We start from the raw sequence: 14,806 nt of genomic DNA on the forward strand, positions 1-14,806 counted from the left end.
GTGCGCCTATGGTACTGCCTTCACCGGTGGGAGAGTCGGTCGCCGCCAATTTCTGCACCAGAGCCCCCGGCCAAGCGCTTTTATCAGCGCCCGGCCGGGGGCTCTTTGCGTTTATATTGCCTTAGCCAGAAGGGATTAATGCATCTTTCAAGTCTCATTGTAATTGCTTTTATATGATAGGATGATTTTGCGGAATTATGCTGAAATTTGCGATTAATGTCTGTCTTTATCGCATACCTGCAACTAGGGTTTCTGCATATTTGTAGCTGGCAAGCCACTGACCATTTGACTTTCCTGTTGGCGCTGTGTGCACCTTACGTGCTGGCCGATTGGCAGCGCGTGGTAGCGCTAGTTACAAGTTTTACTGTGGGCCACTCTATCACGCTGGCACTGGCTACCTTAAGCGTGGTAGGGGTGAATACTACGTTAGTGGAAACGCTGATTCCAGTTACGATAATGGTGACGGCGTTAGTAAATATGTATAAGGCTGGTCCTGCATTGGTACGCCGGCCGCGCCGCGAAGTGCCCATTTGGTGGACGGCCCCTAACGCGCTGGCGGCAGCTTTTGGGCTTATTCATGGGCTTGGCTTTTCAAGCTATCTGCGCACCTTATTGGGGCAGCAAAGCCGTCCGGTGACTGAATTGCTGTCGTTTAACCTAGGCGTGGAGTTGGGGCAGCTGCTAGTTGTCAGCATGGTGCTACTGGTAGGGTTCGTGGTATTGCGAATAGTGGGGGTAGTTCGTCGTGATTGGATACTGACTACTAGCGGCGCGGCGCTGGGAGTAGCTACACTGTTGCTGTTACAACTACATAGATAGCTATTTTAGGGTAGGTAGCGCAGGTTGAAACAATGGCTGGCAATCAAAATCAGAAATGCAATTGATATAGGCTGGTTATCCAGCAACCCGCTGTGTATCTTCGCCGACTTTAGGACTTGACTCTTTTTTACTTTCACTTTATGCGTATCTCGCTACTGGCCTTGGGGCTGGGGCTGCTGCTGGCTCCGGCGCTTGGCCGGGCCCAGACCACCAACTCCGGAACTGATAAATTCGCGCAGCTCGAAACGATGCTGCCTACCCCCAACTCGTACCGTACCGCCAGTGGCGCGCCCGGCCCGGAGTACTGGCAGCAGCGCGCCGACTACAACATCCGCGTTAGTCTTGATGACCAGAAACAGGCAGTTACGGGCTCTGAAACAATAACGTATACGAACTTGTCGCCCGATGTGCTGCCTTACCTGTGGGTGCAACTCGACCAAAATATCCTAGCCAAGAACTCGATAACTACGGCTACCAACGTGGGGCAGGTGACCAACGGCCGGCTCTCGTTTCAGGAATTGGACAATCAGCTTTCTACGGCTGAATTTGACGGAGGCTACAAGATTGGGGCGGTGACTGATGCTAGCGGCAAGCCGTTGCACTACGTCATCAACCACACTATGATGCGTATTGACCTGCCTACCCCCCTGCGGCCCAAGCAAGCGGTGTCGTTTCGGGTGAAGTGGAGCTATAACGTGAGCGACCAGCTCAAAATTAATGAGCGCAGCGGCTACGAGTACTTTCCGGCCGATAAGAACTACTTGTACGAAATTGCGCAGTTTTATCCCCGCATGGCGGTGTATTCGGACGCGACGGGCTGGCAAAACAAGCAGTTTTTGGGTAATGGCGAGTTTACGCTGCCTTTTGGTGACTACCGGGTAAGCATTACGGCTCCGGCTGACCACGTAGTAGGTGCTACCGGCACACTCCAGAACCCTGAGCAGGTGCTTACCGCTGCCCAGCGCCAGCGCTTGGCCCAAGCCCGCAACGCTAAGAAGCCGGTGCTTATCGTGACGCAAGACGAAGCCACGCGCAACGAAAGCAGCCACGCCACGGGCACCAAAACCTGGACCTTCGCCGCCAAAAACGTGCGTGACTTTGCCTGGGCCAGCTCGCGTAAATTCATTTGGGATGCCATGGGGATTACGCAGAGTGGCAAGCCGGTTCTGTGCATGAGCTACTACCCCAAGGAAGGCAACCCGCTGTGGGGTCAGTACTCGACCGAGGTGGTGGCGCATACCATCAAGACGTATTCGAAATTTACCATTCCTTACGCCTACCCGGTAGCCATTTCGGTGCACGGGCCGGTGGGCGGCATGGAATACCCGATGATTTGCTTCAATGGCGGCCGACCTGAGAAGGACGGTACATACTCGGCTGACCGGAAATACGGGATGATTTCGGTGATTATCCACGAAGTGGGCCACAACTTCTTCCCGATGATTGTGAACTCGGATGAGCGCCAGTGGACCTGGATGGACGAAGGCCTGAACACCTTTTGCCAGTACCTAACCGAGCAGGAATGGGAGCGCAATTACCCCAGCCGCCGTGGTGAGCCCAAAAATATTGTGGACTACATGCGCACCGATAAGAGCCTGCAATCGCCGATTATGACCAACTCGGAGTCGGTATTGCAGTTTGGTAACAATGCTTACGGCAAGCCCGCCACGGCCCTCAATATCCTGCGTGAGACGGTGATGGGCCGTGAGCTGTTCGACTACGCTTTTAAGACCTACGCCACGCGCTGGGCCTATAAGCACCCACAGCCGGCCGACTTTTTCCGTACCATGGAAGATGCCTCGGCGGTAGACCTCGACTGGTTCTGGCGCGGTTGGTTCTACGGTACCGACCGTTGCGACATCTCGCTCGACGGCGTGAAGTATTTCCGCCCCAACACCAAGAACCCCGGCCTCGAAAACGCCCGCATGCAGAACGAGCGCCAGGGCCAGGTGCCTACCCTCTCGGCGCAGCGCAATGCCACCGACCTCAAGACCACAGCCGTGGATGACAAGCCCGACCTCAAGGACTTTTACAACGGCTACGACCCGCTGACCGTGACGGAGGCCGATAAACAGCGCTATTTCCAGTACCTGAGCACCCTCAACCCGCAGCAGCAAACGCGCCTCAACGGCAACCTGAACCTCTACGAGCTGAGCCTGCACAACGTGGGCGGGCTGGTGATGCCGGTTGTCATTCAGATGACCTATGACGATGGTACGCAGGATATTGTGAATATTCCGGCCGAAATCTGGCGTAAGAACAACGAACAGGTAACCAAGCTCATCGTATCGCCCAAAAACGTGGTGTCGTTCGTGCTCGACCCTTATCAGCAGACCGCCGACACCGACCTGAGCAACAACGCCTACCCCCGCCAGCCGGTGGCTTCGCGCTTCGAGATGTTCCAGACCGGGCAGTTGGGCAACAACGCTCAGCAGCCGCTCAACCCTATGCAGCAAGCCGCCCGCGCCACGCCCGGCACCACCGACAAGCCGGCCCCGCCCTCGCCCATGCAGCGCAAGGAGGACAAGCCCAACCCCGGTGGCCGCCCGGCCACCGGCAACCGCTAAAAGCCAAAAGGGCCAGCCGAATTCGGCTGGCCCTTTTCAATTCTCTGCGAGAGAATTAGCGGCGCGGGCGGGTTATTCGGTAAAAATTGCCGGATGCTGGTCATAACCGACGAGTTGGTGCTGAGGTTGCCGAAGGCCATGTCGCCGGTATGCTGCCAGTACTTGACGTTTTGGATGCGGCGGCGTTCGAGCAGGGGAAGGGGGGTAGGGGGTAGTAAAACAAAGCTACTAGAAGCACTGCTGAAACAGCGCCTATTGCCAGCCAGCCGCTTTCTTGCAGCCTGTATGAAGCCCCTTACCTTGCCTGTGTTGCCATTAGCGTCTTTTCCGCCGCCGCCTACGGCCCCCGCCGGGCGCCGGCCCTATTATGTGCAGCGGCTGGAAACTCACGCCGCGCGGTTTCCGGGCGTGAGCGCGCCGCACAGCCACGACTTCTACCTGCTGCTCTACATTACCCGGGGCAGCGGCGGGCATACTATTGATTTGCAGGTATATGAGCTACGGCCGGGCGCGCTGTTTTTTCTGGCGCCGGGGCAGGTGCACGGTTGGGAGCTGAGCGACGACGCGGCCGGCTACATCGTTTTTTTTGAGGCCGAGTTTTACCAGCGGCGCTACCCGGCCGGGCGCTTGCAGGGCTACCCGTTTTTTGATGCCCGCCACCCGCCGGTGCGCTACCTGCCCGCGCCCGACAACGCCCTGGCGCCGCTGCTGGGCCAAATGTGGCAAGAAGCAGGCCCGCCCGCTACCCCCGACGACGACGTGGTAGCGGCCTACCTGTTTTTGGTGCTGGAGCTGGCGGCGCGCCACTACCCGGCTGCGGCCGCGCCCGAGGCGGCGCTGGGCAGCCAGCAGGTGCGGGCCTTCAGCGCATTGCTCAATGAGAATTTTCGGGAGGCGAAGACGGTAGGTTTCTATGCTGATAAGCTGAACGTTACGCCCAATCACCTCACAGCCATCTGCCAGCGCGTGGTGGGCCACCCGGCGCGCGACCTCATTATGGCCCGCGTGATGGCCGAAGCTCAGCGCCTATTGCGCCATTCGGCTGGCCCGGTGGCCGAAGTAGCTGCTGCCCTGGGCTACGACGATGCCTCGTACTTCAGCCGGGCCTTCAAAAAACACGTAGGAGTTACTCCCGATGCTTTCCGTCGGCAGCGTTGATTTGTGCGGTTTTTGCCCGCATGCGGCTCTGGCAGGGGGGTAGGGCGGCCGGTACCTTTGCCAGGTCATTTCAGTAGTTCGTTTCCTATGTCCACTTCGGCCGCTCCCATCGAATCTTCTGCGCTCGCCTTGTTGGCGCTGCGTTGCCCGCGCTGCCATCAGGGCGAGCTGTTTTTGTACCCCGCCACCAACCTCACCAAGTTTACGGACATGCCCGCCGAGTGCCCCGTGTGCGGGCAAACCTACGAACCCGAGCCGGGCTTCTACTTCGGGGCCATGTATATCAGCTTTGGCTTCGCGCTGGCTATCTTTCTGTTCTGTGGTATCGCGCTCTATTACCTGGCCAACGACCCCGAATCGTGGGTGTATGTGAGCACAGTAGCCATCATCAGCATAGCCCTTACCCCGCTCATTTTTCGCTACTCCCGTGCCATCATGCTGTACCTGTTTGGCGGTACCCGCTACAACCCGCAGTGGCGTGCACGCCACTCGCATTAGTGGTAGCAACGGAATGCACGGTATAAGGTCTGCTAAGTAATTAGCGGACCTTTTTTGGGTAAAGCGGGTGCAGCTGCTGTGCATTGCAGCTGAGTGAGTTGAATATGTTCTACGCTTAAGATTAGCTTAAGAGCTGGTTGCCGGAATAGTAGAAAAAGCAGAATAAACATGAACAATAAGCCAGGGCAAAACGTACTGACCAGTCGATTGTCTCCCTACTATTAACTACTTATGCAGCCCGACGACCAAGTCCCCAACCCGGCTACCCCCGCGCCAACTGGCCCTTCGCGCCGCACATTCCTGAAGCAGACGGGGGGCCTGCTGGGCGTGGCGCTGGCCCCACCCATCGCGAGCCAGGCTGAGGCCATTGCGGATAAGATGGCCCCGGCCAGTCCGATTCTCTCGGGCCAGACTAATATCAGCCTGAATATCAATGGCCAGGCTAAGAACCTGCGCATTGAGCCCCGCACCACGTTGCTCGACGCCCTGCGCGAAAACCTTGACCTGACGGGTACCAAAAAAGGCTGCGACCACGGCCAGTGCGGCGCTTGTACCGTACTCGTGGATGGTAAGCGTGTGAACTCGTGCCTCACGCTGGCCGTGATGGCTCAGGGCAAGCCCATTACCACCATCGAAGGATTGGCGAAGGGCGACGAGCTGCACCCGATGCAGGAGGCCTTCCTCAAGCACGATGGCTTCCAGTGCGGCTATTGCACGCCGGGCCAAATCATGAGCGGTGTAGCCTGCGTGAAAGAAGGCCACGCCACCACCGACGACCAGGCTCGCGAGTGGATGAGCGGTAACCTCTGCCGCTGCGGCGCCTACCCCAACATTCTGGCCGCCGTGCGCGAAGTGGCTGCCCAACAAGCAAAAGGTTAGTCCGATGAACAATTTTAGCTATACCCAGGCCGCTTCCACCAAGGAGGCCACGGCTGCCAAGGCGGCCGACAAGCAGGCCGCATTCATCGGCGGCGGCACCACGCTTATCGACCTGATGAAGTCGGATATTGAGGAGCACTCGCTGCTTATTGATATCAACAGGCTCTCGATGCTAGGCATCGAAAACCCGGCTACCGGCTTGCGCATCGGCGCGCTGGAGCGCATGAGCGATGTGGGCGAGCACCCGCTGGTGGTGCAGAACTACCCCGTTATTTCGCAGTCGCTGCTGGCCTCGGCCTCGCCGCAGCTGCGCAACATGGCCAGTATGGGCGGCAATCTGCTGCAACGCACCCGCTGCGGCTACTTCCGCGACACTGCGTTTCCGTGCAACAAGCGGGTGCCCGGCTCGGGGTGCCCCGCCCAAACCGGCGATAACCGCACGCTTGCCATCCTGGGCGGCAGCACTAGCTGCATCGCCACCCACGCCTCCGACCTGGCCGTGGCGCTGGTGGCCCTTGAGGCTAAGCTGACGCTGGAAAGCCCTAAGGGCACGACCCGCACTGTGCCGCTGGCTGATTTTTATAAGCTGCCCGGCTCGACGCCCAACATCGAAAACCACCTGGCGCCCGGCGAATTGATTACCGCCATTACGGTGCCAGCCGCGGCGCATGCCCGCAAGTCGCACTACCTCAAGGTGCGCGACCGCGCGTCGTACGCCTACGCGCTGGTATCGGCGGCGGTAGGCTTGGATGTGCAGGGTGGCACCATCCGCTCGGCACGGGTGGCGCTGGGGGGGGTAGGGACCGTGCCGTGGCGCGTGCCCGCCGTGGAGAAATACCTGGTGGGCAAGCCCGCCACGGAAGACAATTTCCGCGCTGCCGCCGCCCTGGCCGTGCGTGATGCTAAGCCCTACGAGCACAATAAATTCAAGCTGGAGCTGGCGCAGCGCACCATCGTGCGCGCTTTGCTCGAGGTAGCTTAATTCAATTGTCAGTTATCAATCATCAGTTATCAGGTGCGATAGCCAGTACGGCTGAGCAGCCAGTAATTAAACGGATGCCGATAGCTGATAATCGTGAACTGGTAATTGATAACTGTTAATTTATAATTGGTAATTGACTTATGGAACCCCAATTTTTTGACCAGCCCGGCGGTTTCGTTGGCCAGCCCATTGTGCGCGTTGAGGGCCGCGAAAAAGTAACCGGCAAGGCCAAGTATTCGGCCGAGTTTCCGCTACCTGGCCTTACCTATGGTGTGCTCACTACCAGCACCATTGCGAAGGGGAAGATTATGAGCATTGAAACGGCCGCCGCCGCCCGCGAGCCGGGCGTGATTGCCGTGCTCACCCACCAAAACCTGCCCAAGCTGGTTAAAACGCCTAATACGCCCGAGGGCAAAAAGGACACGGGCTCGCAAATGGGTTTTATGCCCCTCACCAGCGACGAGATTTTTTACGCCGCCCAGCCCGTGGCCCTCGTGGTAGCCGATACCTTGGACCACGCTATCCACGCCGCGAAGCTGGTGAAGGTGACTTACCAAAAGCAGGAGCCCATTGCCAGCTTCCACGACCCCAAGGCGGAGCTATTTGACCCGCAGAAAATTCAGGATGGCAAGGCTGATGCCCATACCAAGCGCGGCGACGCGAAGGGTGCGTTTGCCAGCTCGGCCATCCAGCTGACTGCCACTTACAACCATCCGGTGTACAACCACAACCCGATGGAGCCCGGCTCGACCACGGCCGTGTGGGACGCGCCCGACCGCCTCACGGTGTACGAATCGACGCAGGGTGTAACGCGCACGCAATCCACGCTGTCGGCCATGCTAGGCCTGCCGCGCGAGCAGGTGCGCGTGATTACCAAGTACCTAGGTGGTGGCTTCGGCTGCAAGGGTTCGATGTGGCCGCACACCATCCTCACGGTGCAGGCCGCCAAGGCAGTGGGCCGCCCGGTGAAACTAATGCTGACCCGGCCTCAGATGTTTACGAGCATGGGCCACCGCGAGGACCAGGCCCAGACCGTGCAGCTGGGGGCCACGGCCGAGGGTAAAATCACGTCCATCGTGCACACTAAAACCTCGACCACCTCGCCCTGGGATAACTACGCCGAGTCGAACTCCAAGATTCTCGACATGCTGTACGCCACGCCCAACTTTGAGGCGTCGTACGAGTTGGCGCGGGCCAATGTGATGACGTCTACCTTTATGCGTGCGCCGGGTGAGGCCCCAGGCTCGTTCGCCATTGAGTGTTCTATGGACGACCTGGCGTATAAAGTGGGGGTAGACCCCATTGAAATCCGCCTGCGCAACCACGCCGACCACGACTACAGCACCGGCCACCCCTGGAGCAGCAAGAGCCTGAAGCAGTGCTACGCCCGCGGCGCCGAGCTCTTTGGCTGGAGCAAGCGCAACCCTACCCCCGGCGCCACCCGCGACGGCCGCTTTTTGGTGGGCATGGGCATGGCATCGGCCAGCTATCCGGTGCACAACTCGCAGGGCACGGCCCGCGCCCGCCTCTACGCCGACGGCCACGCCGTGGTGCAGAGCGGTGCCACCGACCTCGGCACCGGTACCTACACCGTAATGACGCAGGTAGCCGCTGACGCGCTGGGCCTACCCCTCGAAAAAGTGCGCTTCGAGCTCGGTGATACGCAGTTGCCTACGGCCCCCAATTCGGGCGGTTCGGTGGCGGCGGGCACGGTGTCGTCGTCGGTGTACTTGGCGGCGCAGGACGTGTGGCAGAAGCTGATAAAGATGGCCGTGGTTGATAAAAAATCACCGCTTTATAAAGCCAAGCCCGAGGACGTAGCCACCGAAAAAGGTCGGCTTTTCCTGAAGAAAGACCCGAAAAAAGGCGAAGCCTTCGGCGACCTGATGAAGCGCGCCGACATGACGGATATCGAAGGCATGGCGCAGGGTAAGTACGGCGCGGGCTACGAGGCCGCCAGCGCGGCCGCCAACGCCGACCCGGCCCACAAGGACGAGGCTGCCCAGCACGCCATGCACTCCTTTGGCGCGCACTTCTGCGAGGTGCGGGTCGATATGGACCTGGGTACCATTCGGGTATCGAAGTGGGTGAGCGTGATGGGCGCCGGCCGCATACTGAATGCCCAAACTGCCCGCTCGCAAATTATCGGCGGCGCCATTTTCGGCATCGGCTCGGCGCTGATGGAGGAAACGGTGCGCGACCAGAACTTCTCGCGCTATACCAACGCCGACCTGGCTAGCTACCACGTGCCGGTAAACGCCGACATCCCGAATATAACCGTCGAGTTTGTGGAGGAGCACGACCCGTTTATCAACGCGATGGGCGTTAAGGGCATCGGCGAAATTTCGATGGTGGGCGTGGCCGCCGCCGTGGGCAACGCGGTTTTTCACGCCACCGGCAAGCGCCTGCGCGACCTGCCCCTCACGCCCGACAAGGTGCTGATGAGCGGGATGAATAGCTAACCCAAGTTGCGAGGCATGCTCCCCGGTCCGCCGGCGAGCTGGCCGACCGGTTGTCGTGGCGTGGGCCGCAGCTGTCAACGATAACCGGTCGGCCGGCTCGCGCCGGCGGACCGGGGAGCCGGTCCTTCCAGTTGAAACTTTGCCCCGCAGCCAGCTGGTCTGCAACTTGGGTTAGCTAAGCTGACTGCGCCAAGAAACAGGGAACGTCATGCTGCGCTTGTCGAAGCATCTCTACCGCGCCGTTCAACGATGCAGGAGAGATGCTTCGACAAGCTCAGCATGACGTTCTTTTGTACCCACTAACCAGCAACCATATTATTCTCATGCACAACGACCCTACTGCCACCGTGGGCCTGCTGCTGCTCGCCGCCGGCTCGTCTTCGCGCCTGGCGCGGCCCAAGCAATTGCTGCCCTACCAGGGCCACACGCTGCTGCGCCACGCCGCCGAAGTAGCCGTGGCCTCGCCCTGCCGCCCGCTCGTGCTCGTGACCGGCGCGCTCCACGACGAGCTGCTGCCCGAAATCGACGGCCTACCCTTCCACGTAGTGCGCAACGATGCCTGGGCCGATGGTATGGGTGGCAGCATCGCCGCCGGTCTCGCCGAGCTGGAAACCGCCGCCGAAGCCCCCAAAGTGGATGCCGTAGTGGTTATCCTCTGCGACCAGCCGCTGCTCACCGAAGAAGTTATTGGCCGGCTTATCGTGCAGTTTCAGGCTACCAACCAGCCCGTAGTAGCCTCGGCCTACGCGGGCACCCAGGGTGTGCCGGCGCTGTTCAGCCGCGAGGTGTTTCCGCAGCTGCTAACGTTGCGCGGGGCCAGCGGCGCCCGCGAGCTGCTGCAGCAATACAACCATCTGCCCACCGTAAACTTCCCCGGCGGCGCCACTGATGTGGACACCGAGGCGCAATACGCCGCGCTGGGGGGGTAGGGACATGGCATGCTTCGTGTTACTGCCACGCTTTTACCGGCCCGCCGAACTTCGGTGGGCCGGTTATTTTTCGGCCAATGGATACGGCCCTACCCGGCGGTATTCTATCTCCTCATCCACGCCCGGCAACTCGGGGCCGACTGGAAAAACCAGCACCAGCGTGCGGCGCGCCAGCTTGAGTACCTGCTGGTCGGAGAAGGAGGAACCGTCGGCGCTGCCGGGGCTGCTGGCTTGCAGGTGGCCGTTGGCCAGGGAGTAGGTGCCGGTTTCGAGGCGCAGTTGCCTCCCATCGCGGTTGATGGTGAACTGGTAGCTGCCATCGGCTCGAAAATCGACTATTAGCTGCGCTTCGCCCATGAAAATAGCCTGGTTGAGGTCAGCGATTTCGGGGTCGTCGAGCTGGTCGCGCACCGAGTCGGGGGTAGCGGCCGTGGCGGTGAAGGCGATTTGGCGGGTTTGCCAGCGGCCCAGCAGGGTAGGCGGCTCTTTGGGCGCTTTCTGGGCCAGGGCCGGCGTAGCCAAAAGTATGAAGCCGGCAAATGCCGCGAAAATCAGGTTACTAAAGAAGTTCATTAAGAGCTAAAAATAAGTTCTCTACTCAAAGTTCCACCTACCAGGTTGCCCGCCGCGATGGCCAGCGCCAGTTGCGGCATGGGCGAGCAGCAGTCGCCGGCCGCCCACACGCCGGGCACGGTTGTCAACTGGTTTTCAGTAAGTTGGATAAAGCCCTGGCTGGTTAGCTCACAGCCAAGCTGTTGGGGTAGCATGCTGGCTTGCTGCGCGGGGGGGCGGGCGTAGAGCACCGGCAGTGGGAGCTCGCGGCCATCGGCCAGGCGCAGGGCGGCTAGCTGCCCGCCGGTATGCAGCAGCGCGGCCACGGGTGTTTCTTCGAGCGGTATTGCGTGGGCTTGCAGCAGCTGGCGCACCTCGGGGCCGAAGGTAGCGGGGCCGTTGGTGAACACCGTTAGCTCGCGGGTCCAGTTTAGCAACATGCGCACCTGAAGACCTACCTCGTCGCCATTGTTCCAGATGCCGGTGGGCAGGTCGGCCACCTCGTAGCCGTGGCAGAAGGGACAGTGAATCACCGATTTGCCCCAGCATTCGGCAAAGCCGGGCACGGGCGGCAGCTCATCGCGCATGCCGGTGGCCAGCAGCAGCCGGCCGGCCTGGTACGTGCCGTGGCTGGTACTCACCTCAAACTCGCCGGTGGGCAGGCGGGTGGCGGCGGTGGCTTTGGTGGTGAGCAGCCGCACGGTGGGGTAGGCGGCTACCTGCTGGCGGGCGCGGGCGGCGAGGTCGGCGGGGGCATCGCCGTCGTGCAGCAGCAGGTTGTGGGCATGGGGCGTGAAGCGGTTGCGCGGCCGGCCCGCGTCGATTACTAGCACCTGGCGGCGGGCGCGGCCGAGGGCCAGTGCGGCGCTGAGGCCGGCGTAGCTGCCGCCAATGATAAGTACGTCAAACATAGTGAAGGGTAATAAGCAGGGTAGGGGTTCTGCGCAAAAATAACAGACTTTTCCGTAAATGAAACAATGTTGCATTTAATCGTCCTCAACTTTTTCCTGCAAGCACGCTGGTTAAGCCAAATGCAGGGCAGCTACGTATCCTCCTGAAACTTCTATTCGCTATGCCTTTCCGCCTGCGCCAACTCTGGCAGCCCCTGCGCGAGTCGCTGTGGTTTGTGCCGCTGCTAATGGTGCTGGTCGCGCTGGGCCTGGCCTACGGGCTGGTGCAGTTTGACCAGGCCACCAGTGCCACTGGCACTCGCCGCCTACCCCTGCTGTTTGGCATCGACGCGGGTGGGGCGGGCGGCATGCTCAACGCCATTGCGGGCTCGATGCTGACGGTGGCGGCGCTTACGTTTTCGCTGCTGCTGGCGGCCATTGCGCAGGTCAGCAACCAATACTCGCCGCGGGCGCTGCGCAATTTCATGCGCGACCTCGTGAACCAGTTCGTGATGGGCTACTTCGTGAGCGTGTTCACGTATTGCCTGGTGGTGCAGGGTACCATTCGAGCGGCGCGGGCGGTGCATTTTGTGCCCACTACGGCGGTGCTGATGGGGCTCTTGCTGGCGCTGGGGGGGGTAGGGGCGCTTATTTTCTTTATTCATCACGTGGCCGAGTCGCTGCAAACCGGCACCCTGGTGCACCGCATAACGGCCGAAACCGAGCGCGAAATCGACCGGCTTTTTCCGTTGCACTTCGGCCAGGAGCTGCACCCCGATGCCCGCGCTGCCGCCGAGGCTTGGGCCGCCGCGCCCGCCGGCTGGTTTCCAGTGCTGGCCACTGAGGCGGGCTACCTGCAATACATTGACAAGCCGGGGCTGCTGGCCTGGACGGTGCGCCACCGCACGGTGCTGCGCCTGGAGGTGCACATCGGCGATTTTGTGGGCACCGGCCAGCCGTTGTTCAGCGTGCGGGCGGGCATGGAGCGCGCTGCTACCCCGCAGGCCGACTGGCCCGCCGACCTGCTGGCTCACGTGAGCATCGGCCGGCACCGCAACCCCGAGCAGGATATGGCCTTCGGCTTGCAGCAGCTGGTTGATATTGCTCTCAAAGCGCTGTCGCCGGCCGTAAACGACACGACTACCGCCATTATGGCCATCGACTACCTGGGCGAGCTAACGGGTCGGCTGGCCCGGCGCGAGTTTCCGGGCGCGCTGCGCTCCGATGGCCAGCACCTGCGCGTGCTGGTGCGCGTGTACACGTTTGAAGAATACGTGCGGCTGGCCTTCGACCTGGTGCGCGAGAATGCGCGCGGCAACCCGGCCGTGCTGCGCCGTATGCTGCGCGCGCTGGCGCTGGCTGCCCGGCAAGTGCGCGACCCCACCCGCCTACCCCCCCTGCGCGAGCAGGTGGCGTTGTTAATGGCCTGCGCTCAGGCCAGCCTGCGCACCGACTACGAGCGCCAGGAAGTGCAGGTGCTTTATGCTGAGCTCAGCGCCGCCTGGGAGGGGTAGGGCCCAGCCTGGCCGGGCGTTACGGTTGAGTTACGCGGCGGGCGGCCACCCCCAAAACCTAGTATCTTGGGCGCTCACTCACTTTGCAGCTTATGGCTCCCACCGCCCCCGCGCCGGCCGTCGAAAAAGACAACAAGCGCATTACCACCGGCTGGACGTTCTACGACTGGGCCAACTCGGTGTACCCACTCGTTATCACCAGCTCGATTTTTCCGATTTACTGGGGCTCCGTTACCAAGGCCATCAACCCTACCGACGTAGTTGATTTTCTGGGTTTTAAAGTGCCAGGCTCGTCGCTGCTGACTTATGCTATTTCGGCGGCTTTTCTCATTATTGCGCTGGTTAGCCCGTTTCTCACGTCGCTGGCCGATTATTCAGGGCGTAAAAAGCTGTTTCTGCAAATATTCTGCTACATAGGGGCGGCCGCGTGCGCGGGGCTCTACTTCTTCACCGAAGACAACCTCACGCTGAGCACGTTCGTGTTCATTGCGGCCACGGTGGGCTTTTCGGGCAGCATCGTGTTTTACAATTCCTACCTGCCCGAAATCAGCTCCGAAGAGAAGTTCGACTCGCTCTCGGCGCGGGGCTTTTCGATGGGCTACATCGGGTCGGTGCTGCTACTCATCATCTGCCTGGGCATCATCATGGGGCCGCACATCGCGGGCGGGCCCGAGGGCGTAGCGCTGTTTGGCATGAGCACCGGCCAGGCCACGCGGCTCAGCTTTTTGCTCACGGGTCTGTGGTGGGTGGGCTTCGCCCAGATTCCTTTTTTCACCCTACCCCCCGATACCGGCCGCCCCGCCGGCGCGCCCGCCAGCTCCGACGGCTGGCTGCTCAATGGCTTCCGCGAGCTGGGCAAGGTCTGGGACCAGCTTAAGCAATTGCCCAATCTCAAGCGGTTTTTGCTGGCCTACTTCACCTATAATATGGGCGTGCAAACGGTGATGTACGTGGCCACCATCTTCGGCGACAAGGTGCTGAAACTCGATAGCACGTCGCTCATCGTTACCATTCTGCTGCTCCAGATAGTGGGTATTCTGGGAGCCTGGCTGTTTGCCAAGCTCTCCGAGCGCATCGGTAACACGCGCGCCTTAAGCTGGGCCGTATTTATCTGGATGCTCATCTGCATTGCCGGCTACTACGTGCAGGCCGGCTGGAGTTTCTACTTGCTGGCCAGCGTTATCGGCCTCACCATGGGCGCGGTGCAGAGCCTGTCGCGCAGCACCTACTCCAAGATAATCCCCGAAAACACGCCCAATTCGGCGGCCTTCTTTAGCTTTTTCGATGTGGTTGAGAAGCTGGGCATTGTCATTGGTACACTCTCGTTTGGGTTGATTGGGCAAATCACGGGCAACATGCGCAACAGCATTCTCTCGCTCATTGTCTTCTTCATCTTCGGCCTGGGCTTTTTGCTCACGTTGCGTGGCAAGAAGCTGCGCGAAGACCCCACCGATACCGACGGCTTCCTACCCCCCCCGCCGGCCTCGGCCTCGGTCGATATGGGCCGCCCCCAAACTGTTTAGCTTATCGGCGGTTGAGTAACCGTTTTCCCTACC

The 14,806-nt window shown here is 60.7% G+C and carries 12 protein-coding genes; 10 read left to right on the forward strand and 2 right to left on the reverse strand.

What is annotated here, in order from left to right:
- Nucleotides 1-216 precede the first annotated feature (216 nt).
- The 8 genes from E4631_RS18405 (at nucleotide 217) to E4631_RS18440 (ending at nucleotide 10,294) form a co-directional block, all read left to right on the forward strand.
- Nucleotides 217-819: a HupE/UreJ family protein gene (locus tag E4631_RS18405; protein WP_133659356.1), complete on the forward strand. Its 603-nt coding sequence runs from the start codon at nucleotides 217-219 to the stop codon at nucleotides 817-819.
- A gap of 140 nt (nucleotides 820-959) precedes the next feature.
- Nucleotides 960-3,386 carry a M1 family metallopeptidase gene (locus E4631_RS18410; RefSeq protein WP_133659357.1) on the forward strand — a complete coding sequence of 809 codons (2,427 nt, stop codon included), beginning with the start codon at nucleotides 960-962 and terminating at the stop codon, nucleotides 3,384-3,386.
- Between the two features lie 285 nt (nucleotides 3,387-3,671).
- Nucleotides 3,672-4,544 (forward strand): AraC family transcriptional regulator, encoded by an 873-nt coding sequence (locus tag E4631_RS18415; protein ID WP_166648224.1) that lies wholly within the window; start codon nucleotides 3,672-3,674, stop codon nucleotides 4,542-4,544.
- 87 nt (nucleotides 4,545-4,631) lie between these two features.
- Nucleotides 4,632-5,042 carry a DUF983 domain-containing protein gene (locus E4631_RS18420; RefSeq protein ID WP_240735060.1) on the forward strand — a complete coding sequence of 137 codons (411 nt, stop codon included), beginning with the start codon at nucleotides 4,632-4,634 and terminating at the stop codon, nucleotides 5,040-5,042.
- Between the two features lie 231 nt (nucleotides 5,043-5,273).
- Complete coding sequence (locus tag E4631_RS18425; protein WP_133659359.1) at nucleotides 5,274-5,921, forward strand: 2Fe-2S iron-sulfur cluster-binding protein; 648 nt, start codon at nucleotides 5,274-5,276, stop codon at nucleotides 5,919-5,921.
- A 4-nt stretch (nucleotides 5,922-5,925) separates the two neighbouring features.
- Nucleotides 5,926-6,903 (forward strand): xanthine dehydrogenase family protein subunit M, encoded by a 978-nt coding sequence (locus tag E4631_RS18430; RefSeq protein ID WP_133659360.1) that lies wholly within the window; start codon nucleotides 5,926-5,928, stop codon nucleotides 6,901-6,903.
- Between the two features lie 140 nt (nucleotides 6,904-7,043).
- Nucleotides 7,044-9,365, forward strand: a complete 2,322-nt coding sequence (locus E4631_RS18435) for a xanthine dehydrogenase family protein molybdopterin-binding subunit (protein ID WP_133659361.1) — start codon at nucleotides 7,044-7,046, stop codon at nucleotides 9,363-9,365.
- Between the two features lie 323 nt (nucleotides 9,366-9,688).
- On the forward strand, nucleotides 9,689-10,294 hold the full coding sequence (locus tag E4631_RS18440; RefSeq protein WP_166648225.1) for an NTP transferase domain-containing protein: 606 nt from the start codon (nucleotides 9,689-9,691) through the stop codon (nucleotides 10,292-10,294).
- A gap of 63 nt (nucleotides 10,295-10,357) precedes the next feature.
- Here the strand turns inward: E4631_RS18440 and E4631_RS18445 are convergent, their stop codons facing one another.
- The gene (locus E4631_RS18445) at nucleotides 10,358-10,867 is read right to left on the reverse strand and encodes a hypothetical protein (RefSeq protein ID WP_133659363.1); all 510 of its coding nucleotides are present in this window, start codon (nucleotides 10,865-10,867) and stop codon (nucleotides 10,358-10,360) included.
- Nucleotides 10,867-11,757 (reverse strand): NAD(P)/FAD-dependent oxidoreductase, encoded by an 891-nt coding sequence (locus tag E4631_RS18450; RefSeq protein ID WP_133659364.1) that lies wholly within the window; start codon nucleotides 11,755-11,757, stop codon nucleotides 10,867-10,869. The genes E4631_RS18445 and E4631_RS18450 overlap by 1 nt, the downstream gene beginning before the upstream one ends.
- 161 nt (nucleotides 11,758-11,918) lie before the next feature.
- Here E4631_RS18450 and E4631_RS18455 point away from each other — a divergent pair, with 161 nt between their 5' ends.
- Nucleotides 11,919-13,250 (forward strand): DUF2254 domain-containing protein, encoded by a 1,332-nt coding sequence (locus E4631_RS18455; protein ID WP_133659365.1) that lies wholly within the window; start codon nucleotides 11,919-11,921, stop codon nucleotides 13,248-13,250.
- A 92-nt stretch (nucleotides 13,251-13,342) separates the two neighbouring features.
- Entirely contained in the window at nucleotides 13,343-14,773 is a 1,431-nt protein-coding gene (locus tag E4631_RS18460; RefSeq protein ID WP_240735062.1) for an MFS transporter, read from the forward strand.
- Nucleotides 14,774-14,806: the final 33 nt, after the last annotated feature.

Origin of the sequence: Hymenobacter sp. UV11 (assembly GCF_004684095.1) — a bacterium.
Lineage (GTDB): Bacteria > Bacteroidota > Bacteroidia > Cytophagales > Hymenobacteraceae > Hymenobacter.

Bases quoted from the DNA above. Each gene is read 5' to 3' on its own strand.
- E4631_RS18415 (WP_166648224.1), top strand. From the start codon at position 3,672: ATGAAGCCCCTTACCTTGCCTGTGTTGCCATTAGCGTCTTTTCCGCCG.
- E4631_RS18435 (WP_133659361.1), top strand. From the start codon at position 7,044: ATGGAACCCCAATTTTTTGACCAGCCCGGCGGTTTCGTTGGCCAGCCC.
- E4631_RS18445 (WP_133659363.1), bottom strand. From the start codon at position 10,867: ATGAACTTCTTTAGTAACCTGATTTTCGCGGCATTTGCCGGCTTCATA.
- E4631_RS18460 (WP_240735062.1), top strand. From the start codon at position 13,343: ATGGCTCCCACCGCCCCCGCGCCGGCCGTCGAAAAAGACAACAAGCGC.
- E4631_RS18450 (WP_133659364.1), bottom strand. From the start codon at position 11,757: ATGTTTGACGTACTTATCATTGGCGGCAGCTACGCCGGCCTCAGCGCC.
- E4631_RS18425 (WP_133659359.1), top strand. From the start codon at position 5,274: ATGCAGCCCGACGACCAAGTCCCCAACCCGGCTACCCCCGCGCCAACT.
- E4631_RS18430 (WP_133659360.1), top strand. From the start codon at position 5,926: ATGAACAATTTTAGCTATACCCAGGCCGCTTCCACCAAGGAGGCCACG.
- E4631_RS18405 (WP_133659356.1), top strand. From the start codon at position 217: ATGTCTGTCTTTATCGCATACCTGCAACTAGGGTTTCTGCATATTTGT.
- E4631_RS18440 (WP_166648225.1), top strand. From the start codon at position 9,689: ATGCACAACGACCCTACTGCCACCGTGGGCCTGCTGCTGCTCGCCGCC.
- E4631_RS18455 (WP_133659365.1), top strand. From the start codon at position 11,919: ATGCCTTTCCGCCTGCGCCAACTCTGGCAGCCCCTGCGCGAGTCGCTG.
- E4631_RS18410 (WP_133659357.1), top strand. From the start codon at position 960: ATGCGTATCTCGCTACTGGCCTTGGGGCTGGGGCTGCTGCTGGCTCCG.
- E4631_RS18420 (WP_240735060.1), top strand. From the start codon at position 4,632: ATGTCCACTTCGGCCGCTCCCATCGAATCTTCTGCGCTCGCCTTGTTG.